This is a genomic window from Agrobacterium sp. CGMCC 11546, from assembly GCF_013365515.1.
GTDB classification, from domain to species: Bacteria; Pseudomonadota; Alphaproteobacteria; order Rhizobiales; family Rhizobiaceae; genus Agrobacterium; species Agrobacterium fabrum.
Genome location: NZ_CP047387.1, coordinates 925,459 through 950,448, shown reverse-complemented (window position 1 = coordinate 950,448; position 24,990 = coordinate 925,459). Strand labels below are relative to the sequence as shown.

Here is a 24,990-nt window from a genome sequence, read left to right as displayed (position 1 = left end):
CCGGTCCGTCAGATGTGGTTGGTCCCATAGCTTTGCGCGATTGTGAGCGCTTCGTCAAACGGCTTCAACCCAATATACAACTTAAAATTGCTTTTCAACTTGACAACGATGAATGCTTGCCTGGCATCCCTTGCCCCGGCGGGCTATCGCAGCCGGGAAAAGATGCGGCTTACTCCATCTTGGTCCAGCCAAACACCAGCCATTTGTATTTCGACTTCTTGTCGGGTTCGGCGGTGTAGGTCATCTGCATATCGCCGCCCTTCGCATAGATATCGAGCCTCGGCGCGGTATCCAGCTTGAGCCATAAGGAACTCTTATTAAACGACCATGTCCCGCACCAGACGCATGCGGCGGACGGTGGATCACCGGCTTGATGGAAATTGTAACGTCCGTCCGCCGTGATCTCCAGATAGTCGAAGGCGGAGTAAAAAGTCGTTACCGTTTCCTGAAACTGCGTGGCGTCCGCTTCCTGCTGGGCCGTTGGCGCCGTCTTCATATCCCGCGGCGGGCGGCTGGTCGCACCGGTGAGCTTCCATTTCCCGACAAAATCCTGCTGGGTCGGGAGATATTCCGCCTCGGCCTGCGCCTTCGGGACCGGGGCAATGCCCGGCACGTCGGCCATAGCAGCAATTCCGAACGCAAGGAAAAAGCTGACAATTCGAAGCAGTCCGGTTCGGTTTTCCATATTGCACGTCTTTCGTGATGGGAATGCGAGAGCGTCTGTCTTAGGCGGATTCGGCGCTTGAAGCGACTATGCGCAACCTCAATTTCCCGCCAATTTCGCAATCATAATGAACAGGAAGAGCACGGTCGCAGCTGCCGAAAACACCTTGTTTTCAAGGGGCTTTCCGGCGGCTGCGTGGTTACAAGTCGGCCGTCACGCGGGTAGACGTGCGTGACGAAACTCCTCACACCTTGGCAAATGACTGTTCGAGATCGGCGATGATGTCCTTGACGTCTTCGATGCCGATCGACAGGCGCACCACGTCTGGCCCGGCGCCGGCTGCCGTCTGCTGTTCCGGTGTCAGCTGGGCGTGGGTGGTGGAGGCCGGATGGATGACGAGCGAGCGCGTATCGCCGATATTGGCCAGATGGGAGAAAAGCTGCAGCCCCTCCACCAGCGCCTTGCCGGCGGCATAACCGCCCTTGACGCCGAAGGTAAAGACGGAGCCCGCCCCCTTCGGCGAATAATGCTGCTGGATGGCGTGGTTGTCGCTGTCCTCCAGGCCCGCATAATGCACCCAGCCGACCTTTGGATGTGCCTTCAGCCATTTCGCGACGGCGAGTGCATTGTCGGAATGGCGCTGAACGCGCAGCGGCAGCGTCTCGATGCCGGTCAGGATAAGGAAGGCGTTGAAGGGCGAGATTGCCGGGCCGAGATCACGCAATCCCAGAACGCGGCAGGCGATGGCAAAGGCGAAATTGCCGAAGGTCTGGTGCAACAGGACGCCGGAATATTCCGGCCGCGGCTGCGACAGCGCCGGAAATCTGTCTGTCGCCGACCAGTCGAAGGTGCCGCCATCGACAATGATGCCACCCATGGAATTGCCGTGTCCGCCAAGGAATTTCGTCAGCGAATGCAGCACGATGTCAGCGCCGTGTTCCAGCGGCCGCAGCAGATAGGGGCTCGCCATGGTATTGTCGACGATAAGCGGCAGGCCGTGACGATGGGCGACATCGGCAATCGCGGCAATATCGACGAAGGTGCCGCCGGGATTGGCGAGGCTTTCGATGAAGATGGCGCGCGTGCGCTCATTGATCTGCGCCTCGAAGCTCGCCGGGTCTGCCGCGTCCGCCCAGCGCACCTGCCAGTCGAAACCCTTGAAGGCGTGGCCGAACTGGTTGATCGAGCCGCCATAAAGCTGGCGGGCCGCGACGAAATTATCACCGGATTGCATGAGCGTATGGAAAACCAGCAATTGTGCTGCGTGACCGGAAGCGACAGCGAGCGCCGCCGTGCCGCCTTCGAGCGCCGCCACGCGCTCCTCCAGAACTGCCTGGGTGGGGTTCATGATGCGGGTGTAGATATTGCCGAACTCTTTCAATCCGAACAAAGCGGCGGCGTGATCGGCATCGCGGAAAGCATAGGCCGTCGTCTGATAAATCGGCGTCGCGCGCGCGCCGGTGGTCGGATCAGGCTGCGCACCGGCGTGAACGGCCAACGTCGAAAATCCGGGATTGTTGCTCGACATTATGTTTCCTCCATTGGAATTTTGGAGGGATCATAATGCCTTGGCGTCAAATGATAAGTGCAATCCGTACCAACTATCGCGCAATATTGAGACGCGGATACTCAATTGCCGGGCAACGGTCCATCACCACGTCCATGCCATAGGCTTCCGCCTTGGCGGCGGCATTGTCGTCACGAACCGAAAGCTGGCCCCAGATCACCGATGGTCGGTCGGGCAGCAATATCGCCTCTTCGACAATGGCCGACAAATATTCCGGCGCGCGGAAAACATCGATCATGTCGATCGCCTCAGGGATATCGGCAAGCCTGGCATAGACCTTCTGCCCTAATATCTCCTTGCCCGCCTGGCCGGGATTGACCGGAAACACGCGATACCCCTTGGACAGCAGAAAGCGCATCACGCCGTGGCTCGGCCTGTCGGGATTGGGTGAAGCACCGAGCAGGGCGATGGTTTTGACGTCAGTCAGAATTTTTCTGAGATAGTCGGGCTCGTAAGTATCATGCTGCATGTCAACTTATCCCTTCTGGAACGTCACCTGGTTTGAAGAATGCCAGCGCAAGTTCGCCATCCGAAAGCCCCGCCAGGATAGCGTCTCCTGCATGATTTCGCGAACACATCCCTGACGCCGGCGATTGCGCCCACCCTTCCCATCTAGGAAGCCTCTCCGTTCTCTTGAACCCCTGCCCGGCCAAAAATCGCTGCCACGGAAAGTTCATCGTCCTGCAGCGGTCGCTTTTTGTCCACGCAAAATGATTTCACCAAACACGGGAATTCGGATTTTATTGACTATTTCTGTCCAGTTTTTAAAAGCGGTGGAGACAGGCCTGGATATCGGCGCAAACAACATTGACGTGCAATTCATGCGCCGTTCGTCTCCTGTTTGTTTTCATTCCGTTCGCAGTTGAATTAGACATATCTAATTTTCAAGAAGTTATGTCGTAAACCAATCAATATACCGATCTGCAACGTTATAGTTAGTCATTATATGAATCTGTGAAATTTATTTTCAAAGATGTCATCTGCGAATTGATACACCTTCGCTCAAATACTCATAGAGGATCAGCGGGAACATTTAGTGAAACAGTTCATGCTTCCGGCCCAAAATGCACCCCTTGACGGAACGACGAGCCGTGCATCCAGCACTGGTGCCCGCGCCCGACAGATGAAATCCTGAGCAGAACCCTGCATCGAGCCCGCGCAAAATCATTCCGCCTTCCGACGACATGAACAAAGCGCAAATTTTACGCGTGTAGCAATATCTGCAGCAGACGCATCCCACTCGCATGGTTCGCGCGGTCGAAAATCGTGTGCATGGGCAATCGGAAAAGGCTTGTTGCCCGCGGGAAATCGATTCCGGTTTGCAAACCAATGGTATAGGTTGCCCAAATTAGCCGGCGAGCGAGTCTCTATCGTGACATTTGACATTCTTCTTCTGGTGCTCCTGGGCGCGGTGCTGCATGCCGGATGGAATGCGCTGGTCAAATCCGGATCCGACAAATCGCTGGACGCCTCGCTGATTGCGGCAGGGGCTGCGGCCTGCTCCTTGCCCTTTCTGCCTTTCCTGCCCTTTCCCGCGCCGGTGGCCATTCCTTTTCTGATTGCCTCGGCGGTTCTGCAATTCGCCTATTTCCGCCTTGTCGCCGCCGCCTATACGATCGGCGATATCGGCCTCGTTTATCCCGTCATGCGCGGTGTGGCGCCTTTGATCGTTGCCGCAACGAGCAGCCTGTTCCTCAGCGAGGCGTTAAGCCCGCTCGCACTCGCCGGCATCGCCGTCATTTCCGGCGGCATCCTGACGCTGGCTTTCGAAGCGCGGCGCGGCGGCGGAAAGGCGATCCTGGTCGCTCTTCTCAATGCCTTCGTGATCGCCTCCTACACCTTCGTCGATGGTGTCGGCGCCCGGCTTTCCGGCAATGCGATCTCCTATACGCTGTGGATGTCGCTTCTGCCGCCGGTGCTGCTGTTCGGTTTTGCCTTTTACCAGCGTGGCGTCGGCCCGGTCGCGCGGCATGTGCAACGCAACTGGTGGCGCGGCCTGATTGGCGGCGGCGGCTCCATTCTGTCCTACGGTCTGGCGCTCTATGCCATGACCAAGGCTCCCGTCGCCGTCGTCGCTGCACTCCGGGAAACCTCCATTCTCTTTGCGCTGGTGATCTCCGTCGTCATCCTGAAGGAACGCGCCAGCATTTGGCGTTATCTCGCCGGCGGTATCATTGCAGCGGGTGTTCTGGTGATGCGGCTCGGCTAAAAAGGGTCAACTTGATGGGGTAAAATAATACCACATATCTAACATGCTGTTTTTATTTATTTATTTTTACGGTCAGCGAAATCAGTCATATTGACGCTTTCACGCACACACCGTATAAGCGCGCCAGATCGGATTCCAGCCGGAATAGGGTCATTTACGGTTGCCTCTAACGGCAACCAAATCAAGCAACAAGAAACGCCCGTATACTCTTTAATCAAGAGTGTGACGGGTCCACGTTAGAAAGTGAAATCCATGTCTACTTTCGTTCAGAAGCCCGCTGAGGTGGAGAAGAAGTGGATCATCATCGACGCCGAAGGCCTCGTTGTTGGTCGCCTCGCCACCATCGTTGCAACCCGCCTGCGCGGCAAGCACAAGGCTACCTTTACCCCCCACGTTGATGATGGCGACAACGTCATCGTTATCAATGCGGAAAAGGTTGCCTTCACCGGCAAGAAGTATTCCGACAAGAAGTATTACTGGCACACCGGTCACCCGGGTGGCATCAAGGAGCGCACCGCTCGCCAGATCATCGAAGGCCGCTTCCCGGAGCGCGTCGTTGAAAAGGCTATCGAGCGCATGATCCCGCGCGGCCCGCTCGGCCGTCGCCAGATGAAGAACCTGCGCGTTTACGCCGGCTCGAACCACCCGCACGAAGCACAGCAGCCCACCGTTCTCGACGTGGCCGCGCTTAACAAGAAGAACGTAAGGAGCGCCTGATAATGGCCGATCTTTCCTCTCTGAAAGACCTCGCCCCGGCATCGGAAGCTTCGGCTCCCGTGCACGTCCGCAAGGTTGATACCCTCGGCCGCTCCTACGCGACCGGCAAGCGCAAGAACGCCGTAGCCCGCGTATGGGTGAAGGCCGGTTCTGGCAAGATCATCATCAACGGCCGCGATTTCACCACGTATTTCGCACGTCCGGTTCTGCAGATGATCCTCCAGCAGCCGCTGGTCGCAGCTGCCCGCGCCGGTCAGTTCGACATTATTGCAACGGTTGCAGGCGGCGGTCTTTCCGGCCAGGCCGGTGCCGTTCGTCACGGTGTTTCCAAGGCTCTCACCTACTTCGAACCGGGCCTTCGCCCCGTTCTGAAGAAGGGTGGCTTCCTGACCCGCGACAGCCGCGTTGTCGAGCGTAAGAAGTACGGTAAGGCCAAGGCGCGCCGTTCGTTCCAGTTCTCCAAGCGTTAATCGCTTATCGGAACAGTTCGTTCAGAACTTCAAAAGGCGGGGCTTCGGCTCCGCCTTTTTTATTTTGATGATTGGCGACGGCTTGAATTATTCCCCCAAGGGAATAATATTGCTTTATGAGCTATCTCGTCGAGTATACGAATGAATTCGGAACATGGTGGGAGGCGCTTGACGAGAGCGAGCACATCAGTATCGACGCCTATGTGCAGAAACTCGAACAACGCGGCCCTCACCTTCCGTTCCCTTACTCGAGCGGCATTCATGGCTCGCGGCATGCGCATATGCGAGAATTACGTATCCAAAGCGGCGGCAAGCCGTTGCGGATTTTTTATGCCTTCGATCTCCGTCGAGCGGCAATCCTGCTGATCGGCGGCGACAAGACGGGCGACAAGCGGTTTTACGACCGTATGATCCCGATTGCCGACGGCCTTTATGACGAGCATCTCGCTGAGCTTGAAAAGGAAAAACACAATGAGCGGTAGACACAGTTTTGCGCAGTTACGCAACCGGATGTCGGGCGACGCGCGTGTTAAGTCGAAAGCCGATGCAGATCGTCTGGAAGAAGAAATGAACCTTGCGGATGTTCGCCGGGCGCTGAAACTCTCGCAGGACGAAATAGCGCAGGCGCTGGATATCGGTCAAAGCTCTGTCGCCAAATTGGAAAAGCGTGCCGATATGTATGTCGGTACGTTACGCCGGTTCATCGAGGCGATGGGCGGCGAACTGGAAATCATCGCACGCTTCGATGGCCGCTCGATCAAAATTCGCAATTTCTCAGATCTCGCCGAGAAGGCCGATAAGTAATGCCTAGCAAAACAATCGACCATGCCTTTACCGCGACAACGCTGACTTCGGCCGCAACCGACCCAACCCATGCGGGCGTCCTCTCCTTCATGCGACGCAAGTATACAAAGAACCTCAAGGGCGTTTCGACGGCGATCTGGGGTATTCCGTTTGACGCGGCAACCTCCAACCGGCCGGGTGCGCGCTTCGGGCCGCAGGCGATCCGCCGCGCGTCCGCGATCTTCGACAATGATCCGCAATATCCCTTCGCGCGCGATCTTTTCGCCCATATGCCGACCATCGATTATGGCGACTGCCTGCTCGACTACGGCAACCATTGGAAAACGCCTGACACGATCGAAAAGGAAGCGCGCAGGATCATCTCCAAGACGGATTATCTGCTGACGCTCGGCGGTGATCACTTCATCACCTGGCCATTGCTGAAAGCGCATGTGGCCAAGCACGGGCGTCTGGCGCTAGTGCAGTTCGACGCGCATCAGGATACATGGTTCGATGATGGCAAGCGCATCGACCACGGCTCCTTCGTGGCGCGCGCCGTGCGCGACGGACTGATAGATCCTGACCGTTCGATCCAGATCGGTATTCGCACCCATGCGCCCGACGATTTCGGCATCCGTATTCTCCACGGTTACGAGGTGGAGGATATGCGGGCGAGCGATATTGCCTCGCTGATCGTCAAGCACACGGGCGGCATGCCTGCTTACCTCACCTTCGATATCGATTGCCTCGATCCCGCTTTCGCACCGGGAACCGGCACACCCGTCGCCGGCGGACCGACCAGCGCCAAGATTCTCTCGGTTCTGCGCGGGCTCGGCCGGCTTGATATTCGCGGCTCTGACGTGGTGGAGGTGGCACCCGCTTACGACCATGCGGATATTACCGCCATTGCCGGGGCCACCGTTGCAATGTATATGCTTGGCCTGCGTGCCGAAAGGCTGGCGAAGGCTGGCTGACGAATAAAACGGCACTTGCCGAACTGATTCCGAATACCCTCACAACCCTTTGAAAAGGCAGGACAAGGACATGACAGCGAAGATCTTCATCGATGGCGAACACGGCACCACGGGTCTGCAGATCCGCACGCGCCTTGCCGGTCGCCGCGATATCGAGCTGCTGTCCATTCCAGAGGCCGAGCGCCGCAACGCGGCGATGCGCGAGGATATGCTCAACAACGCCGACATTTCGATCCTCTGCCTGCCGGATGATGCCTCGAAGGAGGCTGTCTCCATGGTGGCCGGCAACAACAATGTCCGCATCATCGACACCTCCACCGCCTATCGCGTCCATCAGGACTGGGCTTACGGTTTTGCCGAAATGGACCGAGACCAGGGCGACAAGGTTCGCTCGGCCCGTTTCGTCGCCAATCCGGGCTGCTATCCGACCGGCGCAATAGGCCTCATCCGTCCGCTGCGCGCCGCGGGCATCCTGCCCGACGGTTATCCGGTCAGCGTCAATGCGGTCTCCGGTTACACCGGAGGTGGAAAGCAGATGATCGCGCAGATGGAAGACCAGAGCCGCGACGATGCGATCAGCGCCAATAATTTCCTGTATGGCCTGACGCTGAAGCACAAGCACGTGCCGGAAATGACCATTCACGGTCAGCTCGACCGCGCACCGCTGTTTGCGCCCTCCGTTGGGCGTTTCCCGCAGGGCATGATCGTGCAGGTTCCGCTGTTTGCAGCGGACCTTGCGGAAGGCACCACGATCGAAACCATCCATGCGGCGCTAACCGCCCATTATGCGGGCCAGGACATCGTCAGCGTCGTGCCGCTTGCCGAAAGCAAGGGGATTTCCCGCATCGACGCTGAGGAGCTGGCGGGCAAGGACACGATGAAGCTCTTCGTTTTCGGTACGCCGGGCGGTGAGCATATCAATCTCGTGGCGCTGCTCGACAATCTCGGCAAGGGTGCCTCCGGCGCTGCGGTACAGAACATGGAATTGATGCTCTCGGCATGATCAGCAATACGCCGTCTTTTCCGGCCTCGTGGAATATCGAGGCCGCAAAACGCATCGCCGATACACCGGCCGGCATCGTTTACGAACTGACGCGCAAGGACGGCTCCCTTGCCATTGCCAAGGTTCTGAAAAAGAAGGTGCTGAAAGACAGCCTTCGCGGCGCGGATTTCATCGCATGGCGCGCGGGTATCGGTTGCGTCGAACTGCTCGACCAGTCCGACAATATTCTGCTAATGGAACATGCCGGCACGGAGACCCTTCGCGACCTGCTGTTCCGCGATGGCAACGACGATGCCACCACGGAAATCGCCGCCGAGGTTCTGCTTAGATATCACCAGCCACCGGAGCAGTCGCCGCCGTCCAGCCTGCTGACGCTGCCGCTCTATTTCGAAAGCCTGTTCCGCAAGGCCGAACAGGATCGTTCCGACGGCGTCGACAGCCCCTTTGTCGAGGCAGCAAGGCTTGCGCAGACGCTGATTGACCAACAGCGGGATATCAAGCCGCTGCATGGCGACCTGCACCATGAGAATATCATGCACAGCGATCGCGGCTGGATCATCATCGATCCGGCCGGCCTGATCGGCGATGCGGCGCTTGATGTCGCCAACATGTTCTCCAATCCGCTCGACCGTTTCGACCTCACCCGCAGCGAAGCCCGCATCGCCTCCATGGCAGCGATCTTTTCAAGGGCGCTGCAACGGGACGAACGGCTATTGCTGCAATATGCCTTCGCCTATGGCTGCCTTTCGGCCACGTGGCACGAAGAGGACGGCAATGCGGAAGAACGCGACAACGAACTCGCCGTCGCGGCAACCATCAAGGCAGTCCTGAAACATTTTTGAGCGGGGTCAGTCCCTGACTTCGACAGCAACGGGCGCCGGATATTCACCGATGAAACCGCGCCAATGGGCGACCGAAAAGCCGAGCAGGATCAGTGCCATGCCCTGATGGGCGAGCGCCACATGGATATCGACATGCATCAGCAGCGTGGTGATGCCTAGCCCCGCCTGAACGGAGATGAGCACAAAGAACAGGACCGCGCGGCGGGCATGTGGCGTGCCGGGCAAGGCGCGGGCCATCGACACCATATGCCACAGCGTGGCGGCAAACAGCGTGTAGGCACCCAGGCGATGGACGAATTGCACCGTCTTCGGGTTTTCGAACAGGTTTATCCACCAGGGCTGTTGCAGGAAGAGATCACCCGGCACCAGCGAACCATCCATCAGCGGCCAGGTATTATAGGAAAGGCCGGCATTCAGCCCCGCCACCAGTGCGCCGAGATAGATCTGGAACAGACAGAGCACCGTCAGCAGCGCGGCAAAGCCCCTGCCAGTCCGCTCATCCGCCGCATCAGGCGAATGATGCGACAGGCCTCGCAATATCCACATGCAGCCCGCGAAGATGAGGCAGGCGATCGTCAAATGGGTGGCGAGGCGATATTGCGAAACATCCGTGCGGTTGACGAGGCCTGATGACACCATCCACCAGCCGACGAAGCCCTGAAAACCGCCAAGCGCCAGAAGGCCGACGAGCGGCAGGCGCAGGCGCTTTTCGACCCGGCCGGTGAGCCAGAAGAAGGCAAGCGGCAGGGCGAAGACGAGGCCAATGGTGCGGGCGAGCAGGCGATGGGCCCATTCCCACCAGAAAATCGTCTTGAACTCATCAAGCGACATGCCCTTGTTGATTTCCTGATATTGGGGAATGCGCTTGTAGAGCTGGAATTCCTCTTCCCACTCTGCGACGGAAAGTGGCGGAATGGCGCCGTGGATCGGCTTCCATTCCGTGATCGACAGGCCGGATTCGGTGAGCCGCGTGGCGCCGCCGACGAGGACCAGACAGAACAGTGTGAAAAGTACGACGCGCAGCCAGATGCGCAGCAGGCGGCGGTCCTTTTCCTGTTTCTGCAGGGCGGCCTCTACCACCATGTCCACAGAACCATTTGCCATCGTCATGCCGTTCGAACGCATCTTTCAGGTCTCCCTCATACAGTCATGTTGATTAGCCTCAACCGGCACTACAAAACAAGGCCTCAGGGTTTGCGGCATGGGGTCGCGGCGCTATAGTCGCGCCACATGTTCAATTACGGAAGATTTCATGCACCCTCGCCTCAGATCGCTCATCGGCACCGTCGTCATTATCTGCCTCGTCGTCATTTACGCCGTCGCGGCGACGGCCATTGCATCGGCGACGCTGGCGCAATCGCCGTGGTGGGTGCATCTCGCCTATTTCGTGCTGAGCGGGGTCCTGTGGATCCTGCCGGCGATGCTGATCATCAAATGGATGGCCGGTTCAAAAAAACAGGGCTAAGCGCAGTCGGCTACAGGACACCCTGAGGTCGCAATTTTATAAACAGATTGTTTGCTGCTCAACGATATAGTCCGACCGAAACAACCGGAGAGAGTGGATGGTGGCTGAGGGGCCGGTCACAATCAGCGAGGATAAAGCGCCGACCGCCGTGCACAACGAGCGGCGCGGTGCCGATCGTCTGGTGATCGACCTCGTCGATGATGCCACGACCATTCGCTCCGGCTGGGAACAGCTGGAAAACGACCCGCTCAATTCGCTGCATCAGGGATTCGGCTGGTGTTCCATCTGGGCGCAAACCCAGGAGAGCGCCCTTCTGACCCTGCGCGGCCGGCAGGATGGCAGGACCATCTTCCTGCTGCCGCTCGAAATCGTGCAGGAGGGCGGCATCCGCAAGGCGCGTTTTCCCGGTGGCCGTTTCAACAACATCAATACCGGGCTTTTCGAACCGGCATTTGCCGCGCGCGCCGGCCAGGAAATCGCCGCCGCGATTGCCCGCGAGGCGCGCAAGCTGCTTGATGGCCGGGCCGATATTCTCGCGCTGCAGAACATCCCCCTGATCTGGCGCGGCAGGACCAGTCCACTCTCCTATCTGGCTTCCGTCGAAAACCAGAACCCGGCCTTCCAGCTTCCGCTGCTCGACAGTTTCGAGGCCACGCTTCGGCAGGTCAATGCCAAGAGACGCCGGAAGAAATTTCGCATCCAGAGCCGTAGGGCCGAGGAAATGGGTGGCTACAGCCATGTGATCGCCCGATCCCCGAAAGAAAAATGCGAATTATTGCAGACATTCTTCCGGCAAAAGGCCAACCGTTTTGCCTCGCAGCGCATTCCCGATGTGTTTCGTGACCAATCGGTGAAAGACTTCTTCTACGATCTCGCCAATTTTCCGGAAACCGGGACGGACACACTGCTGGAGCTGCATGCCATTCGCCTGCATGGCGTCCATGAAGGCATCATCGCTGCCGTGGCCGGTCTGTCGCGCAAGCAGGATCACATCATCTGCCAGTTCGGTTCGATCGATGAATCTTTTTCAGAACTCAGCCCCGGCGAATTGCTGTTCTGGCTGATGATCGAAAGGGCATGTCGCGAAAAGGCGGCGATTTTCGATTTCGGTGTGGGTGACCAGCTCTACAAACGCAGCTGGTGCCCGCTTTTCACCGCGCAGCACGATATATTCCTGCCGGTAACGTTGAAGGGCCGGGCAGCGGCTTCCGCCTATGCCGCCATCGCCCGGACAAAGAGCCTGATCAAATCCAATCCGGCGCTTTATGCATTGATCCAGCGTTTTCGCGCCGGACGGCCAAGAGCGGAAGCCTCGGCCGCCGACTGAGCGGGGTTTCGCGGCCAGTCAGGCGGCGCTCAGATGATCCGGCTTGCGCATACCCGTCATCGGTAACGCCTGCTTATAGCCCTGTGCTACAAGGTCATCGAGCGTCTTTTCCAGCATCTCACCATCCCGGCCGGGAACGGAAACGATGATTTCCGCCGGCAGATTGCGCAGCATTTTCTCAAGACTCGCAATCTGTACCGCGCCGCATTCGACGAGAACCGTATCGTAGGCGTCCGACAACGCGCTGAGGATCATCGTCAGGCGGTCTATGGCGCGCATGGCCTCACGCGGCTGGGCATTGCCGCGCGGTACGATATGGGCGTCGGACAGGCGGTCTCCGTGAATGGTTTCACCAAAGGCGGCCGCACCGGCCAGAAGGTCCATGACACCGGGAAGCCCGGCTTCGGGTGCCATCAGCCGCGTCGGACAACCGGACGCCGTCATATCGACGAGAACGACCGATCGGCCCATTTCGGACAAGGCGCGCGCCAGCATCACGGTTGAGGTTGAACCGCTATCACCGGCCGGGGACACGACGGCGGCGACCGGTTTGGCAAGCCGCGTGGTCAGGAAACCCGCAACGGCATCGATCGAAAAATCGTCTGACGTGTCGACGTCCTCTTCTGCCGCCACCTCTTGAGCTGTAACCACCTCTTCTTTTGGCAAGGCCGGTATCGCAGCCATGGCCGCGACGGGCATCTGCCGCTCCTCCTCGGCGACCTTATGGTGCGCCGCGACCGGAATGGCCTGGGGAGCTGGCTGGATTGCCTCGTGACGCGCAGTAACGGGCTGTTCCGGCACATCCGTGGCCCCATCCGTCTCGACCCGCGCGCGTGTCGGTGGCGGATCGGAGAGCGGCGGAACCTGGCTCCGGCCCACTGGCTTCAGAGCCCGGCCGGTGAAGAGTTCCACCAGCATGACGACAATACAGGAGAGCAGAAAGGCTGCGAGCGTCACGACGATGGTGATGGCGCCGGTTTTCGGGAAATAGGGTTCGCGCGGCTCAACCGCCGCCGAAATGACACGCGCATCGGCCGGCGTGGAATCCACCGAACCTGCCCGCGACGTCGCTTCGCGATAACGGGCGAGATAGGTTTCGAGGAGCTGCCGCTGGGCCGAGGCCTCGCGCTCGAGATCGTTGAGGCCCACCTGCTGTTCGCCGGCGCGCACGCTTTCCGATTTCAGCACGTTCAGTTGCTGAACGAGTTGCCGCTCGCGCAGGCGCGATAGGTTTGCCTCGTTTTCAAGGCTTGCGAGTACCTTGCGGGTCTCTTCCTGAATCTGCCGCTCTATGCCGGCAAGCTGGTTGCGCAGCGCCCTGATGCGCGGATGGCCTTCCAGCAACGAGGAGGTGAGATCGGAAATCTGGCTGCGGATCGACGTTTCGTTTTCCTTCAGCCTCTGGATCGTCGGGGAGGCAACGACATCGGGGAAGGTATCGAGCGCGCGGCCGCTTGCCAGCGCATTACGCACGCCTTCGGCCCGGGCTTCCGCATTGGCGCGCTCGCCACGGATACGGCCGAGTTCGGTAGAGATATCGCTGAGCTGGCGGGTGGCGAGCGTTTCGCCCTGCCCAGCCGAGAGAAGGTCGGACGAGGCGCGATAATCCGCGACTTTTCTGTCCGCATCGCGCACCTTCTCGCGCAGACTGGCGATTTCCGGCTCCAGCCAGCGTGCCGCTTCTGTGCTGGTGCCCAGCTTCGCGCCGCTCTGCAACGCAATATAGGCCTTCATCATCTCATTGGGGATGGCGGCGGCGAGCTTCGGATCCTTCGAGGAGAATTCGACCGTGATGACGCGCGAGCTTTCGACCTGATAGACCTGCAGCTTCTCCCGGAAAGCCGTCAAGACACGCTCCTCGGGCAGCACCTGCAGCGGATCCTTTTTGAGACCGACCCCGACCAGTAGCTGCGAGACGAAGGAAGGATGGGCTTCGGGATCGAACTCATCAAGCTCATAAAGCTTCATGTCTTTCGCGACCTGCTTGATGAGGTCGACCGATTGCAGGATCTGCACCTGGCTGGAAACGGTCAATTCATCGAGCACGGGTTCGGCGGGCGCATTTGACTGCTGCGACGCGCCGAAAGAGGCCGCACGGGATTCGATGAGCACGCGCGCCTCGCCCTTATAGGCAGGCGACATCATGCTGGCAGCCACAAAGGCGGCGCCTCCGGAGAGAAGGGTGATCGCCGCGATCCGCCCCCTGCGTCGCCATATCGCCGCAACAAGTTGCGCAAGGTCGATATCCACATCCCTGTCGTCAATACGATCGCCGTTCATGCAAGCTCCGTAACCGAGACAAACCTCGGGCGCTCAAATATAGATGGCCAATTTTCGCGAAGTTTAAGTCTTGCCGGTAACACAACCGTTAATCTCGGAGAATCCGACGAAATAAAGCCGATATTACCATCGCTCGCGCCTGATGTTTACCGGCCATTAACCCTAACAGAACGATAAGAATGGTCAAAGATCGACTCGGAGCCAGATGAGATGCCGCTCGCCGGATCACGACATGTCACCGCACTGACGCTAGCCGTTTTAACGGCCCTTTCCGGTTGCGCGGCATATCAACCCGCACCGCGCTCATTTAATGAGGCCGCGCTGCAATCCTATCACGTCGATAGCGGCGACAGGCTGCGCATCAACGTTTTCGAACAGGTCGGGCTGACCAATACCTATACCGTCGATCAGGCGGGTTACGTCGCCTTCCCGCTTGTCGGCCAGGTTCCCGCCCGCGGCAAGACGCTGCCGCAGCTCGAAGCCGCGATCGCTGCGAAGCTCCGGCAGGGGTATCTGCGCGATCCCGACGTGACCATCGAAATCGACCGTTACCGTCCCGTTTTCATCATGGGTGAAGTCGGTCGCCCCGGCCAATATTCCTATGTGCCGGGCATGACCGTGCAAAACGCCATCGCCATTGCCGGCGGTTTTTCCCCGCGCGCCAACCAGGCGGATGTCGACATTACCCGCAAGATCAATGCCGAGGTGATGACTGGCCGCATCGGGATCAGCGCGCCAATTCTGGCGGGCGATACCGTCTATGTACGCGAACGCTTCTTCTGAAAACGGAGCGGTGAACGTGTCGGATGACGGCCCTCCCCTGCGCATCATTCATTGTTTCCGCTCCCCGGTGGGCGGCGTTTTCCGCCATGTGCGCGATCTGATCGAGGAACATGTCAGGCAAGGCCACAAGGTCGGCATCGTCTGCGACAGCTCTACCGGCGGTGCGCATGAGGAACGGCTTTTCGCACAGATCACCCCTATGCTGGAGCTTGGCCTCACCCGCCTGCCCATCCGGCGGTCGATCAGCCCCGGCGATCTCCTGGCGCTGTGGAAATCCTACAAGCACATCAAAAGTTTGCGGCCGGACATTCTGCACGGGCACAGCGCCAAGGGTGGCGCTCTTGCCCGGCTGATCGGCTCACTCCTGCGGGCGAACAGGTATCGCGTAGCCCGCCTCTACTCACCGCATGGCGGCAGCCTGCATTATGCCCGAAACAGCCTGAAAGGGCAGCTCTTCCTGCGGCTGGAGCGGTTTCAGGAGCATTTCACCGATGCGCTCTGTTTCGTCTGCAATTTCGAGCAGGAGACTTACGAAACCAAGGTCGGCAAACCGCGCACCCGCACCGCGATGATCTATAACGGCGTTCAGGAGAGCGAATTCGAAACCGTCCCTCCCCGCGAAGGTGCCGCCCGTTTCCTCTATATCGGCATGCTGCGTGACCTTAAGGGGCCGGATGTCTTTATCAGAGCCTTCGCAAAAATGGAGCGCAGCATCGGCCAGCCCATGTCCGGCGTCATCGTCGGCGACGGACCCGACAGGGACAAATATGCGGCGATGATCGCCACGTCCGGGCTTTCCCGGCGGATTTCCATGCATGCGGCGATGCCCGCCAGACAGGCCTTCGAACTCGCCACCACGGTGGTGGTGCCTTCGCGCGCCGAAGCCATGCCCTATATCGTTCTGGAAGCGCTTGCGGCGGGGAAAACCGTCATCGCCTCGCATGTTGGCGGCATTCCAGAGGTTCTTGGAGAAGACAGCGAGGCGCTTGTTCCGGCCGGCGACGCCGATGCGCTGGCGCGGACCATGGTCAAGGATGCGGAGGATGCCGACTGGGCGCAGCGGGTCATGCCGCATCCCGACAGCTTCAAGGCGAAATTTTCAACCCCTGTTATGGCCGATGAGATGATGAAACTCTATCGTGACCTGCTGACGACCTAAAGTCATTTCAAAAACACGATTTTTAATTGTATATTCCAGCCGTCCTGTAGAAATCCATCATAAACGTTTCTTAGCATGTTTCGGCTAGTTTCCAGCTCGTAGAGCGCCCTTTCGACCATCCAGACGTGACCGGGAGGCTCTACCACTTAGAAGTTGCGTATCGTCCGGTCGAAAATCGAATGCGAGTTTCGGGCCGATGCGCTAGAGGGTGCGGACCAAAGCAATGACCAAGACTGACAAGGACAGACTGCAATTCGATCTGGCGTCATTGCGCAAGAAACTCTCCGACTACGAAGCCGGGGGTGCTGCGGCATCCGAAACCATCGTTCTCAATCCGCTTGCACGGCAAATTGCCAACCAGCTTCGCGCCGGTAACCATTCACCTAACATGGTGATCGGGCAATTGCGGCTTCTCGAATTCACGATGCTCGTGATCATAGCTGCCGTCGTCAACGGTATTGCAGCCGATCGCGGCCTTGAAACCTTCCTGAAGGTTTTCAGCGGCGGCGTGCTGGGTGCGGCACTCTGCGTCTTCCTGCTGCAGGCAGGTGATTGCTATCAGCTTCCCACGCTGCGCACGCCGCTGAAAATGTTTGCCCGCATTCAGGGAGCCGTCTGCCTTTCCTTCGTGGGAATTGCCTGTTTCCTTCTCATCTTCTTCCCGGAAACGCTGCAGTCCTGGCAGGCCTTCGCCATCTGGTATGCAACGGGCGCGATCGCGATTTTCGCCGGTCGGTTGATCCTTGGCTTTGCCATCCGCCACTGGGGCCGCAACGGCGTGATGGAACGCCGCGCCGTCATCGTCGGCGGCGGCGATGCCGCGAGAGACCTTATCCGTTCGCTGGAGCAGCAGTCCGACAACGACATCCGCATCTGCGGTATTTTCGACGACCGGAAAAGCGAGCGGTCTCCCGAAGTTGTCGCCGGTTATCCCAAGCTCGGCACCTTTGCGGAACTGGTGGAATTCGCCCGCCTGACGAAGCTCGACATGCTGATCATCGCCCTGCCGCTCAGCGCCGAGGCGCGCATTCTCCAGCTTCTGCGCAAGCTGTGGGTTTTGCCGGTCGATATCCGCATTGCCGCCCATGCCAATAAATTGCGCTTCCGCCCGCGCGCCTATTCCCATGTCGGCAAGGTGCCGATGCTCGATGTGTTCGACAAGCCGATCCGCGACTGGGATTCGGTGGCGAAACGGCTATTCGACATCACCTTCAGCCTCATGGGGATCGCCCTTTTCTGGCCGGTGATGCTGGCTGCGGGAATTGCCGTGAAAGCGACCTCCAAAGGTCCGGTCCTCTTCAAGCAGAAGCGCCACGGCTTCAACAATGAGACCATCAACGTCTGGAAGTTCCGTTCCATGTATACGGAACTCAGCGATCCCACGGCGAAAAAGGCCGTCACGAAGAACGATCCGCGCGTCACGCCGGTCGGCCGCTTCCTGCGCAAATCCTCGATGGACGAGTTGCCGCAGCTCTTCAACGTTCTCTACGGCGACCTCTCTTTGGTCGGTCCGCGCCCGCACGCCGTTCACGCGCAGACGGGCGATCTGAAATATACCGAGGTGGTGGAACATTATTTCGCCCGCCACAAGGTCAAGCCCGGGGTGACCGGCTGGGCACAGATCAATGGCTGGCGCGGCGAGATCGACCACGGCGACAAGATCAAGTTTCGAACCGAATATGATCTCTATTATATCGAGAACTGGTCGCTGTTTCTCGATCTGAAGATTCTGTTCCTCACGCCGATCCGGCTGCTCAAATCGGAAAATGCCTATTGACCCATACCGGTTACCAGCACACGGCAGATTTTGACGCACCCTTGGCCACCATGCGGCTCATCGGCGCGTTCTTCATCGCGTTTGGGGTGTTTCTCTCCGGTTTCGTCATTTCCGAACCGGCGCCTTACGAGCTGATGATGGTGGGACAGGTGGCCTTGTGGTTCCTGCTCGGCCTTCGCCTTTCGCGCACCGTCGTCCTGCTTTTATGCCTGCTGCTTGCCTTCAACGTCGGCGGTTATCTTTCGCTCACCACGATGGCCGATCTGGATGAGGGACCGCTTTATCTCGCCGTCTCGACCTTTCTGGCGCTGACCTCGGTGTTTTATGCGGCGATCGTGGAGGACAAATACCAGCGGCTGCTGCTGATTTTCCGGGCCTGGCTGACGGCAGCGCTCATCACCGCGCTGCTTGGCATCATCGGTTATTTCCACGCGATTCCGGGCTTCGAGGTCTTCACCCTTTACGATCGTGCCAAAGGTGCCTTCCAGGACCCCAACGTCTTTGGTCCCTTCCTGGTGACACCGTCGCTTTACCTTATCTATGGGCTTCTCACCGGCAAGGCGATGCATGCGCCCTGGCGCATTCTCGGGCTGCTCATTCTCGCGCTTGGCATCTTCCTGTCGTTTTCACGCGCGGCCTGGGGCCTTTTTCTGTTCGCCACCATTCTCCTCGTCTTTGTCATGCTCCTGAAGGAGCGGACGGCGGCATTTCGCCTGAAAATCCTTGTGTTGTTCCTCGTCGCGGCTGGCCTGATGGTCGCAGCTGTCATCATCGCGCTGCAGTTCAAGCAGGTGGCGGATCTGTTCTCCAGCCGTGCATCGGCGGTGCAATCCTATGATGGCGGGCATCTCGGGCGTTTTGCCCGCCACTATCTCGGCTTCCTGCTTGCCATGGAACATCCGCTCGGCATCGGCCCGATGGTGTTCGACGATATCTTTCCCGCCGCCGAACATAATATCTGGCTGAAAAGCCTGACTACCCATGGCTGGTTTGGTTTCGTCATCTATCTCACCCTCATCTGCTGGACGATCGCCGCCGGTTTCCGACATCTGCTGCGGCCACGCCCCTGGCAGTCGTTCCTGATCATTTCCTGGGTGACCTTCGTCGGGCATGTGATGATCGGCGCCGTCATCGATACCGACCACTGGCGGCATTTCTTCCTGCTGCTCGGCATATTGTGGGGATGCATGGCGCTGGAAAAACGTGAAAGCCTGCGCCGCCGCCCGCGCGCCGCATAAAGTCCTTCCCTTACGGAACCTTACACCATTTCATGCGTTTAGCCCCCGATTCTGATCGTCAAACGGGGAGACATCTTATGACGCAGACCAATAATCTCTATCTCATCATCGGCGCACTCCTTGTGGTCCTCGTTGGCCTTGGAGCCTATGTCTGGCATGAGGAAAGCAAGCCGAAGGGGATCGAGATGAATATCGGCCCGAACGGCGTTTCCGTTCAGGAGAATTAAGCCGCAAGCGTCGCGCAAAGTCCGGCCTTTAAGACCGGGTGCATCCCAAGCCGAAATATGGCCTGGATGCACCCGGTCTTCTTATGAGAGGAGACGAAAGGCGGGATCGATTTCCGCCGAGCCGGTTCGGTACGAATGATGCGTATCGCCCGATCATGGACACAGCTCGTTATGGTCTCCTCCATCGACCTTTCCACCCGCCTCACCGCCACCAGACTGGCCCTCAAAGCCATCAAGGAGCAGGAAGACAATTCCGTCGCCCAATCGTCTTCGACGCGGACGGCCCTTCTCGGCTCCTATGGGCTCGACAGCTCTTCTTCCACCAATACCAGGCTGACACAGCTTCTGGCACAATATAGCCAGGCCTCCGGCGACGACACACAGACCGAGGTCACGGATACGCAGCCTTCTTCCGGCGACATCACCAAGGCCGATTTCATGAAAGGGCTGAAGGGGATGCTGGAGGAGCTGAGCAAGGATCCGGACAAGGCATCGCAGGCCAACGCCATGCTGGAGGCTTTGAAGGCCGGCACGCTGACGGTCTCCGATCCCGCCGAGGGTTTACAGATCAAGGCCTGGGATGTGGCATCCGATACAGAAACCACCTCCAAACCTTCGATTGAGATAACCACGACCGGATGGAGCGAATTTCTGAAGGACCATCTGAAACGCGATGGCTCGACCTATGCCAAGGGCGCCAGCGGTGCCTATGTCGACACCGTCTCCGGCGACAATGCGTTTTTCGGCAGTGTCGGTAGCCGTTATTATTATCTCACCTGGCCACAGGCGAAAAACGGCAGCCTGACTATCTAGTCCATGGCTCCGGCACCCCGAACGAAACACTGCGGCATGGAGGACCATGCCGCAGTGTTGTTGGTGTGCTCCTTCAGACCGCTGGCGCGGCAGCCGGTTCGCCTCCGCCGGACAGCGCCTTTTGCAGCTGTGCCTCCTGCTCCGGCGACAGCGAGGTCTTGATGACGCGCCCACGCAGGCCTTCCAGTTCGGCCAGCACCTTTTCCGGCTGCACCTTGCGGATCAGCACGAAGAGCGCCGAGGAGCCATTCGGAATGGTCTCACCCAGCGACTTGATGAAATCGTCATCGATGCCGAAATCCGTAAGCGACCCCGCCAGTGCGCCCGTGCCGGCGCCAATCGCCCCGCCAATGGCAAAGCCCGCCAGCGGATTGAGGAATAGCAGGCCGACGAGACCGCCCCACAGGCCGCCGGACAGGAAACCGGAGCTTGCGCCGATTGCCGTCAGATTGACGCTCTGTTTCAGATGCACCTTGCCGTTTTCATCACGGACGACGACCACGGCATCTTCCAGATCGACCAGATATTCCTTTTTCAGACCTGCAAGCTTCAGAAGGACCCGATCGGCCTCTTCCGTTCCGTCAAAACCAACAACGACGAGTTCGGACATGGTTGTCTCCCTGAGTTTCAATTCCGTTGCGATTGAACGCCAAACAAGGTGGCTTGTTCCGGCCATGATGGGAAGAGGATATGTCAAGCGTTTGACGGTTGTTCATCTGGAGGAGGCATTGCCCGTTTCCGGCCTCCCCGGCCATCCACACCCTTTGATCCTTTTTTTATGAAAAGACCATTTTCCACTTGCGCCCTAACAGGCTTATATATAAACGGCTTTCAGGTTCGGAGCGTAGCGCAGCCCGGTAGCGCACTTGACTGGGGGTCAAGGGGTCGTGGGTTCGAATCCCGCCGCTCCGACCATTAAAATCAGATAGATAGCCAGTTCCCCCAGAGCTGGCTATATTTGTTTCAGCTATCTGTAGACGGCGCTATGCGCGAATTGAAAAGACCCGTTTCGGGTGTGCATTTGTCCAAGCCTTGATAATCAGGTGTGCTGAGATGGCAAAAGAACCAAAAATAGAACACTCGGAATTCTCGGGCGAGTTTGAGGATGACGGTATCACCGTTCTCGTTGATATCTACCGGCCCGCCGGCACCCAGCAGGACTGGACGCTCGAGGTTATCAGCGAGCACGACGACGTCACCACCTGGGACGAGCCTTTCGCGACCGACAAGGACGCCTGGGAAGAATTCCTGGCCACCTGCGAGAAAGATGGGATTCGCAGCTTTCTGGATGGCGAGGATCCATCGGTGCATTGACGGGAATCGGTGACACTAAACCTTGGAGTTTGGGCTCAAGTCCCCCGCTGGCCATTGGCTCCATCGTCCTTTGCTCAGGCGTTCTCCGGTTAAATCCCCGAAAATATGAGCTCAATTTCAACCTGGCCGACCGTGGAAGGACGGCGCACATTGCCTTGTTGACTCTCTGCTAAAATTAGAACATTTAGTGAACAAAAGAGAGGTCACCCAATATGCCCGACGCTGAAAAAATCATCCCCATCAGGCCTGACGACATCGCGGGATACGTTATCCAGTGTCACGACGGCGATGCGAAGGCGGCCATCGAGGCCCTTCTCGGCGAAATCGAGCATTTGCAGGAACAACTTTCCCTTGCCGTCGCCATCATGGGAAAAGGATATACACGCGGATGGAAGCCCGGCACGGGGCGAGATTAAAATTACCATCTTCGCAGGCGGCCCCTGGCAGGCGCCCCTGACGCAGGCAAGCCTGCATGATGGAGCCGTTACGCATTCAGGCAAAAGCCCCCGCCCTGTCGACGTTAGACCACAGGACGAAGGGGCAATTTCAGGGCAACATAGCCGCTAATTGGATTTAGGGATAAAGAAGGGCGACGGCATCCGCTGCGACGCAGGCCTGAAGCCGTGCTCAATATTCGTTGGATGCGATGGCGAAGTCGTCAGTGATCGGCATTTTTTCCGCATTTTCCCAGGTGCGGTCCATGGCGTAAGCTGCGGAAAGGTAGGGAATGCTGACATGTCCATAACGAATGGAAAGTTGGCTCTCCGCTTCCTCTTCACCGAGACGTGCGACGCGGCTAAGATAGAGCGCCGTCGCAAGCCCGGTTCTGTCCGCGCCCGACTTGCAATGGATGAGAATGGGTTTAGGCGCATCGCGCATGATGGCAACCAACTGGTTGACCTGATTCATGTCCAGCTCCCGGCTGGCCGACATGCCGAAATCGATGTGGTTCAGGCCGAGCTTCTTCGACGTTTCCACCTCGTCGCGATACCAGCTCTCCGCTTCGTTGGAACCGCGCAGATTGATCACGGTCTTTATTCCGTGATCCTCGGTATAACGAACCAGCTCTTCACTGCTGGGCTGGTTGGAGCGATAAAACTGTCCCGCGACAACCTCGTGAAAATTACCGAGGAGCTGGATTGCGTAGAGGTAACCGCCTGCCGCAAGCACAACAAAACCCATGCCCCAAAGCGAGCACTTCCAGAATCTTCGCATAATAAAACGGTTCCCTCATTGGACGAGAGAACGGATACATGTAGATTCTGACAGTAAGCTGAAAGATATGCGACAGTATTGTAAGAGTGAAAAAATTGCGTTTGATCAACGCACGAAAACGTAAACCGCATAGATGGCGATGAGGGCAGCAGCGGCGGCGGCAGTTATGGCACCGAGACGTTTTTCGATGAAGTGGCGCACCGATTCCCCGTATCGCTGCAGCAATCCGGCGAGGATGAAAAAGCGGGCACCGCGTGCGACGATGGCCGAAAGAATGAACAGGCCGAGGCTGATATTGGCCGCGCCGGAGAGGATCGTCACGACCTTGATGGGCGGCAGATGCGCGAGCCCCGAGGTCACCAGCAGAAGAACGATGGTTTCGTAGTTCACCGAGTTTTTCAATTGCTCGAAGCTGTCGAGCTTGCCGTAAAATTCAAGAATGGGCCGGGCGATGCTTTCAAAGGCATAGTGGCCGAGAAACCAGCCGGCAATGCCGCCGAGAACCGAAGCGACGGTGGCCACGAGCGCATAAAACATCGCCTTTTTCGGCTTGGCCAGCACCATGGGCAGGAAAAGCACATCCGCAGGCACGACGAAAACCGAGCTTTCCACGAAAGCGACGATTGCCAGCCACCACACGGCGGTTTTGCGCGCGGCGAGCGCCATCGTCCAGGCATAGATGTTTTTCAGCATTTAGTGTCCCCGGAAAGAATGTTGCGAAGGGAGGCAGGCATATCGGTGGTGCTTCACGCGGCTTGTCGATCGCAAACCGAAGGCCAGCGCGCCCGGCTTGCGGATGAGGATTAGACACAACGCAACAGAATGGCAAATGTTGGAAAATTTATTTTTGCATCGCAAAAAATCATAAAGCCAAGCATTTCCAGCTCCCAGCAAAGCCGGTTGCTGCAATGCGAAATTTCAGCCTGCGGTAGATTAACTCGCCCTTTTGCCGTAGAATGAGAGGTGGAGGAATGAGGAGGAAGTTATCATGGAATATGTAAGCTTCGTTACATCAATCAATCCGGTCATACTTGTCATACTGCTGGTGGTTCTTCTCGCAGGCGCCTACAGCAGCTGGGTTTCGCACTGATCTTACCGGGATCACTCGACCAAATGTGAAGGCTGCGTTTCTATCGGTGATAGGCATTGGGCCGGATGAATGTTATCAACCCCGGAGGTAAAACAACTCCCGGGAAGTCGCATGACGAACGAATTCGCATTCACTGACACGTCTGAAAAGCTCAGCACGACGCTTGAAAAGCTGATAGCAAAACTGCAGGGCCAGACGATCACGTTGCGCGAGTTGATGGAAGCGATCGGCGAACAGGGCCTTTTGCTTATCTGCGCGATCGCGTCGCTGCCATTTCTCATTCCGGTTTCCATTCCGGGCGTCAGCACGGTCTTTGGTGCGGCAATCATCCTTGTCAGCCTGGCAATCACGCTGAACCGCATGCCATGGCTGCCGGCAAAAATCCTCGACCGCGAGATGGAAACGGCAAAGCTTGTTCCCGCGCTGCAGAAAGGCGTCGCGATCGTCTCCAAGCTCGATGGTTATATCCGCCCGCGCATTCCAGCCCTGACGACAGGCGTCGTCACAAATCGGATAAACGGGCTCGCGCTGATGACGGCGGGTGTGCTGCTGATGATGCCGCTTGGCTTCATTCCCTTTTCCAACACATTGCCTGGCGTCGCGATCCTGCTTCTTTCGGCCGGCATGATCCAGAGGGATGGCGTCACCGTGCTCGGCGGTTATCTGTTTCTGGGACTGACGGTGATTTATTTTACCGCGCTCGCATATGCCGCTTTCTGGGCCGGACAGGGCATCAGCAGCTCTATCGGCAGCTAAGCCCTTCAGCGGTCCCTGTTGCGGGTCTCGCGGCGGTTCTGCCGCGATGCCCACCACACCGTCAGCCGCCGCCGCCTGCGTCGCACCGCCGGCAGATCATGCGAGAGTACGATGAGACCGAGCGGAATCATCCAGAAACCGAGGATGGGCAAAAACCCAAGCGTTCCGCCAACCACCAGAGCGGAACCGGTGGCGATCCTGCCGACGCGCGAGCGCGGCATGGCAAGGCTCCATTTTCCGACGTTGAGGCGACCCGTCCTGTGGTCCATACCGAATTTCATTCCCTGCTGCCCTTTTTGATCTGGCCTGTGGATAAT

At 58.3% G+C, this 24,990-nt stretch carries 28 protein-coding genes and 1 tRNA gene; 20 read left to right on the top strand and 9 right to left on the bottom strand.

Features of this window, described 5'->3' with window-relative positions; all coding sequences use genetic code 11:
- Positions 1 to 169: 169 nt before the first annotated feature.
- The 3 genes from GSF67_RS04790 to GSF67_RS04780 form a co-directional block, all read right to left on the bottom strand.
- On the bottom strand, positions 170 to 685 hold the full coding sequence (locus GSF67_RS04790) for a hypothetical protein (RefSeq protein WP_006312733.1): 516 nt from the start codon (positions 683 to 685) through the stop codon (positions 170 to 172).
- A gap of 223 nt (positions 686 to 908) precedes the next feature.
- Positions 909 to 2,192, bottom strand: coding sequence for an O-acetylhomoserine aminocarboxypropyltransferase (locus tag GSF67_RS04785; protein WP_006312734.1), 1,284 nt, complete (start codon positions 2,190 to 2,192; stop codon positions 909 to 911).
- 73 nt (positions 2,193 to 2,265) lie between these two features.
- Positions 2,266 to 2,700 carry a CoA-binding protein gene (locus tag GSF67_RS04780; RefSeq protein WP_006312735.1) on the bottom strand — a complete coding sequence of 145 codons (435 nt, stop codon included), beginning with the start codon at positions 2,698 to 2,700 and terminating at the stop codon, positions 2,266 to 2,268.
- A 903-nt stretch (positions 2,701 to 3,603) separates the two neighbouring features.
- Here GSF67_RS04780 and GSF67_RS04775 point away from each other — a divergent pair.
- From GSF67_RS04775 to GSF67_RS04740, 8 genes are all read left to right on the top strand, one after another.
- A complete protein-coding gene (locus GSF67_RS04775; protein ID WP_006312737.1) occupies positions 3,604 to 4,440 on the top strand; it encodes an EamA family transporter in 837 nt (278 codons plus the stop codon).
- Positions 4,441 to 4,692: 252 nt separating this feature from the next.
- Positions 4,693 to 5,157, top strand: coding sequence for a 50S ribosomal protein L13 (gene rplM / locus GSF67_RS04770; protein ID WP_006312738.1), 465 nt, complete (start codon positions 4,693 to 4,695; stop codon positions 5,155 to 5,157).
- Positions 5,158 to 5,159: 2 nt separating this feature from the next.
- Positions 5,160 to 5,627: a 30S ribosomal protein S9 gene (rpsI, locus tag GSF67_RS04765; RefSeq protein WP_006312739.1), complete on the top strand. Its 468-nt coding sequence runs from the start codon at positions 5,160 to 5,162 to the stop codon at positions 5,625 to 5,627.
- 116 nt (positions 5,628 to 5,743) lie between these two features.
- On the top strand, positions 5,744 to 6,109 hold the full coding sequence (locus tag GSF67_RS04760) for a type II toxin-antitoxin system RelE/ParE family toxin (RefSeq protein ID WP_006312740.1): 366 nt from the start codon (positions 5,744 to 5,746) through the stop codon (positions 6,107 to 6,109).
- Positions 6,099 to 6,431, top strand: a complete 333-nt coding sequence (locus tag GSF67_RS04755; protein ID WP_006312741.1) for an XRE family transcriptional regulator — start codon at positions 6,099 to 6,101, stop codon at positions 6,429 to 6,431. Before GSF67_RS04760 ends, GSF67_RS04755 begins: the two co-directional genes overlap by 11 nt.
- Positions 6,431 to 7,384: an agmatinase gene (speB, locus tag GSF67_RS04750; RefSeq protein WP_006312742.1), complete on the top strand. Its 954-nt coding sequence runs from the start codon at positions 6,431 to 6,433 to the stop codon at positions 7,382 to 7,384. Before GSF67_RS04755 ends, speB begins: the two co-directional genes overlap by 1 nt.
- A gap of 70 nt (positions 7,385 to 7,454) precedes the next feature.
- Positions 7,455 to 8,387: an N-acetyl-gamma-glutamyl-phosphate reductase gene (argC, locus tag GSF67_RS04745; RefSeq protein WP_035215213.1), complete on the top strand. Its 933-nt coding sequence runs from the start codon at positions 7,455 to 7,457 to the stop codon at positions 8,385 to 8,387.
- On the top strand, positions 8,384 to 9,229 hold the full coding sequence (locus GSF67_RS04740) for an aminoglycoside phosphotransferase family protein (protein WP_006312744.1): 846 nt from the start codon (positions 8,384 to 8,386) through the stop codon (positions 9,227 to 9,229). Before argC ends, GSF67_RS04740 begins: the two co-directional genes overlap by 4 nt.
- 6 nt (positions 9,230 to 9,235) lie before the next feature.
- Here the strand turns inward: GSF67_RS04740 and GSF67_RS04735 are convergent, their stop codons facing one another.
- Positions 9,236 to 10,339, bottom strand: coding sequence for a COX15/CtaA family protein (locus tag GSF67_RS04735; protein WP_162854810.1), 1,104 nt, complete (start codon positions 10,337 to 10,339; stop codon positions 9,236 to 9,238).
- Positions 10,340 to 10,481: 142 nt separating this feature from the next.
- On the opposite strand from GSF67_RS04735, the gene GSF67_RS04730 reads away from it, so the two are divergent.
- Together GSF67_RS04730 and uppA are read left to right on the top strand one after the other, a co-directional pair.
- Positions 10,482 to 10,694, top strand: a complete 213-nt coding sequence (locus GSF67_RS04730; RefSeq protein ID WP_006312746.1) for a DUF2842 domain-containing protein — start codon at positions 10,482 to 10,484, stop codon at positions 10,692 to 10,694.
- 97 nt (positions 10,695 to 10,791) lie between these two features.
- Positions 10,792 to 12,021, top strand: coding sequence for a polysaccharide biosynthesis GNAT family N-acetyltransferase UppA (uppA, locus tag GSF67_RS04725; RefSeq protein ID WP_006312747.1), 1,230 nt, complete (start codon positions 10,792 to 10,794; stop codon positions 12,019 to 12,021).
- A gap of 18 nt (positions 12,022 to 12,039) precedes the next feature.
- Here the strand turns inward: uppA and uppB are convergent, their stop codons facing one another.
- Positions 12,040 to 14,301 carry a polysaccharide biosynthesis protein UppB gene (gene uppB / locus GSF67_RS04720; RefSeq protein WP_006312748.1) on the bottom strand — a complete coding sequence of 754 codons (2,262 nt, stop codon included), beginning with the start codon at positions 14,299 to 14,301 and terminating at the stop codon, positions 12,040 to 12,042.
- 210 nt (positions 14,302 to 14,511) lie between these two features.
- Between uppB and uppC the strand changes: the two genes are divergently transcribed.
- The 6 genes from uppC (at position 14,512) to GSF67_RS04690 (ending at position 20,298) form a co-directional block, all read left to right on the top strand.
- Complete coding sequence (gene uppC / locus GSF67_RS04715) at positions 14,512 to 15,084, top strand: polysaccharide export protein UppC (protein ID WP_006312749.1); 573 nt, start codon at positions 14,512 to 14,514, stop codon at positions 15,082 to 15,084.
- 16 nt (positions 15,085 to 15,100) lie between these two features.
- Positions 15,101 to 16,243, top strand: a complete 1,143-nt coding sequence (uppD, locus tag GSF67_RS04710) for a polysaccharide biosynthesis type 4 glycosyltransferase UppD (protein WP_035215232.1) — start codon at positions 15,101 to 15,103, stop codon at positions 16,241 to 16,243.
- Between the two features lie 223 nt (positions 16,244 to 16,466).
- Entirely contained in the window at positions 16,467 to 18,020 is a 1,554-nt protein-coding gene (gene uppE, locus GSF67_RS04705; protein WP_006312752.1) for a polysaccharide biosynthesis glycosyltransferase UppE, read from the top strand.
- On the top strand, positions 18,017 to 19,258 hold the full coding sequence (uppF, locus tag GSF67_RS04700; RefSeq protein ID WP_006312753.1) for a polysaccharide biosynthesis O-antigen ligase family protein UppF: 1,242 nt from the start codon (positions 18,017 to 18,019) through the stop codon (positions 19,256 to 19,258). Before uppE ends, uppF begins: the two co-directional genes overlap by 4 nt.
- A gap of 77 nt (positions 19,259 to 19,335) precedes the next feature.
- Complete coding sequence (locus tag GSF67_RS04695; RefSeq protein ID WP_003496532.1) at positions 19,336 to 19,485, top strand: hypothetical protein; 150 nt, start codon at positions 19,336 to 19,338, stop codon at positions 19,483 to 19,485.
- 135 nt (positions 19,486 to 19,620) lie between these two features.
- Positions 19,621 to 20,298: a hypothetical protein gene (locus GSF67_RS04690; RefSeq protein ID WP_006312754.1), complete on the top strand. Its 678-nt coding sequence runs from the start codon at positions 19,621 to 19,623 to the stop codon at positions 20,296 to 20,298.
- A gap of 73 nt (positions 20,299 to 20,371) precedes the next feature.
- Here GSF67_RS04690 and GSF67_RS04685 read toward each other — a convergent pair whose 3' ends face one another.
- Positions 20,372 to 20,908 carry a DUF1269 domain-containing protein gene (locus GSF67_RS04685; RefSeq protein WP_006312755.1) on the bottom strand — a complete coding sequence of 179 codons (537 nt, stop codon included), beginning with the start codon at positions 20,906 to 20,908 and terminating at the stop codon, positions 20,372 to 20,374.
- 228 nt (positions 20,909 to 21,136) lie between these two features.
- Here GSF67_RS04685 and GSF67_RS04680 point away from each other — a divergent pair.
- From GSF67_RS04680 to GSF67_RS04670, 3 genes are all read left to right on the top strand, one after another.
- Positions 21,137 to 21,213, top strand: a tRNA-Pro gene (locus tag GSF67_RS04680).
- Between the two features lie 138 nt (positions 21,214 to 21,351).
- Positions 21,352 to 21,612 carry a hypothetical protein gene (locus GSF67_RS04675; protein ID WP_006312756.1) on the top strand — a complete coding sequence of 87 codons (261 nt, stop codon included), beginning with the start codon at positions 21,352 to 21,354 and terminating at the stop codon, positions 21,610 to 21,612.
- Positions 21,613 to 21,824: 212 nt separating this feature from the next.
- Positions 21,825 to 22,028: a hypothetical protein gene (locus GSF67_RS04670; protein ID WP_006312757.1), complete on the top strand. Its 204-nt coding sequence runs from the start codon at positions 21,825 to 21,827 to the stop codon at positions 22,026 to 22,028.
- A 211-nt stretch (positions 22,029 to 22,239) separates the two neighbouring features.
- On the opposite strand, the gene GSF67_RS04665 is transcribed toward GSF67_RS04670, so the two are convergent.
- Complete coding sequence (locus GSF67_RS04665; protein WP_006312761.1) at positions 22,240 to 22,794, bottom strand: dual specificity protein phosphatase family protein; 555 nt, start codon at positions 22,792 to 22,794, stop codon at positions 22,240 to 22,242.
- 138 nt (positions 22,795 to 22,932) lie between these two features.
- Complete coding sequence (locus GSF67_RS04660; RefSeq protein WP_006312762.1) at positions 22,933 to 23,520, bottom strand: YqaA family protein; 588 nt, start codon at positions 23,518 to 23,520, stop codon at positions 22,933 to 22,935.
- A 508-nt stretch (positions 23,521 to 24,028) separates the two neighbouring features.
- Between GSF67_RS04660 and GSF67_RS04655 the strand changes: the two genes are divergently transcribed.
- Entirely contained in the window at positions 24,029 to 24,673 is a 645-nt protein-coding gene (locus GSF67_RS04655; protein WP_006312763.1) for an exopolysaccharide biosynthesis protein, read from the top strand.
- Between the two features lie 5 nt (positions 24,674 to 24,678).
- Here GSF67_RS04655 and GSF67_RS04650 read toward each other — a convergent pair whose 3' ends face one another.
- Positions 24,679 to 24,954, bottom strand: coding sequence for a hypothetical protein (locus GSF67_RS04650; RefSeq protein ID WP_006312764.1), 276 nt, complete (start codon positions 24,952 to 24,954; stop codon positions 24,679 to 24,681).
- Positions 24,955 to 24,990 lie beyond the last annotated feature (36 nt).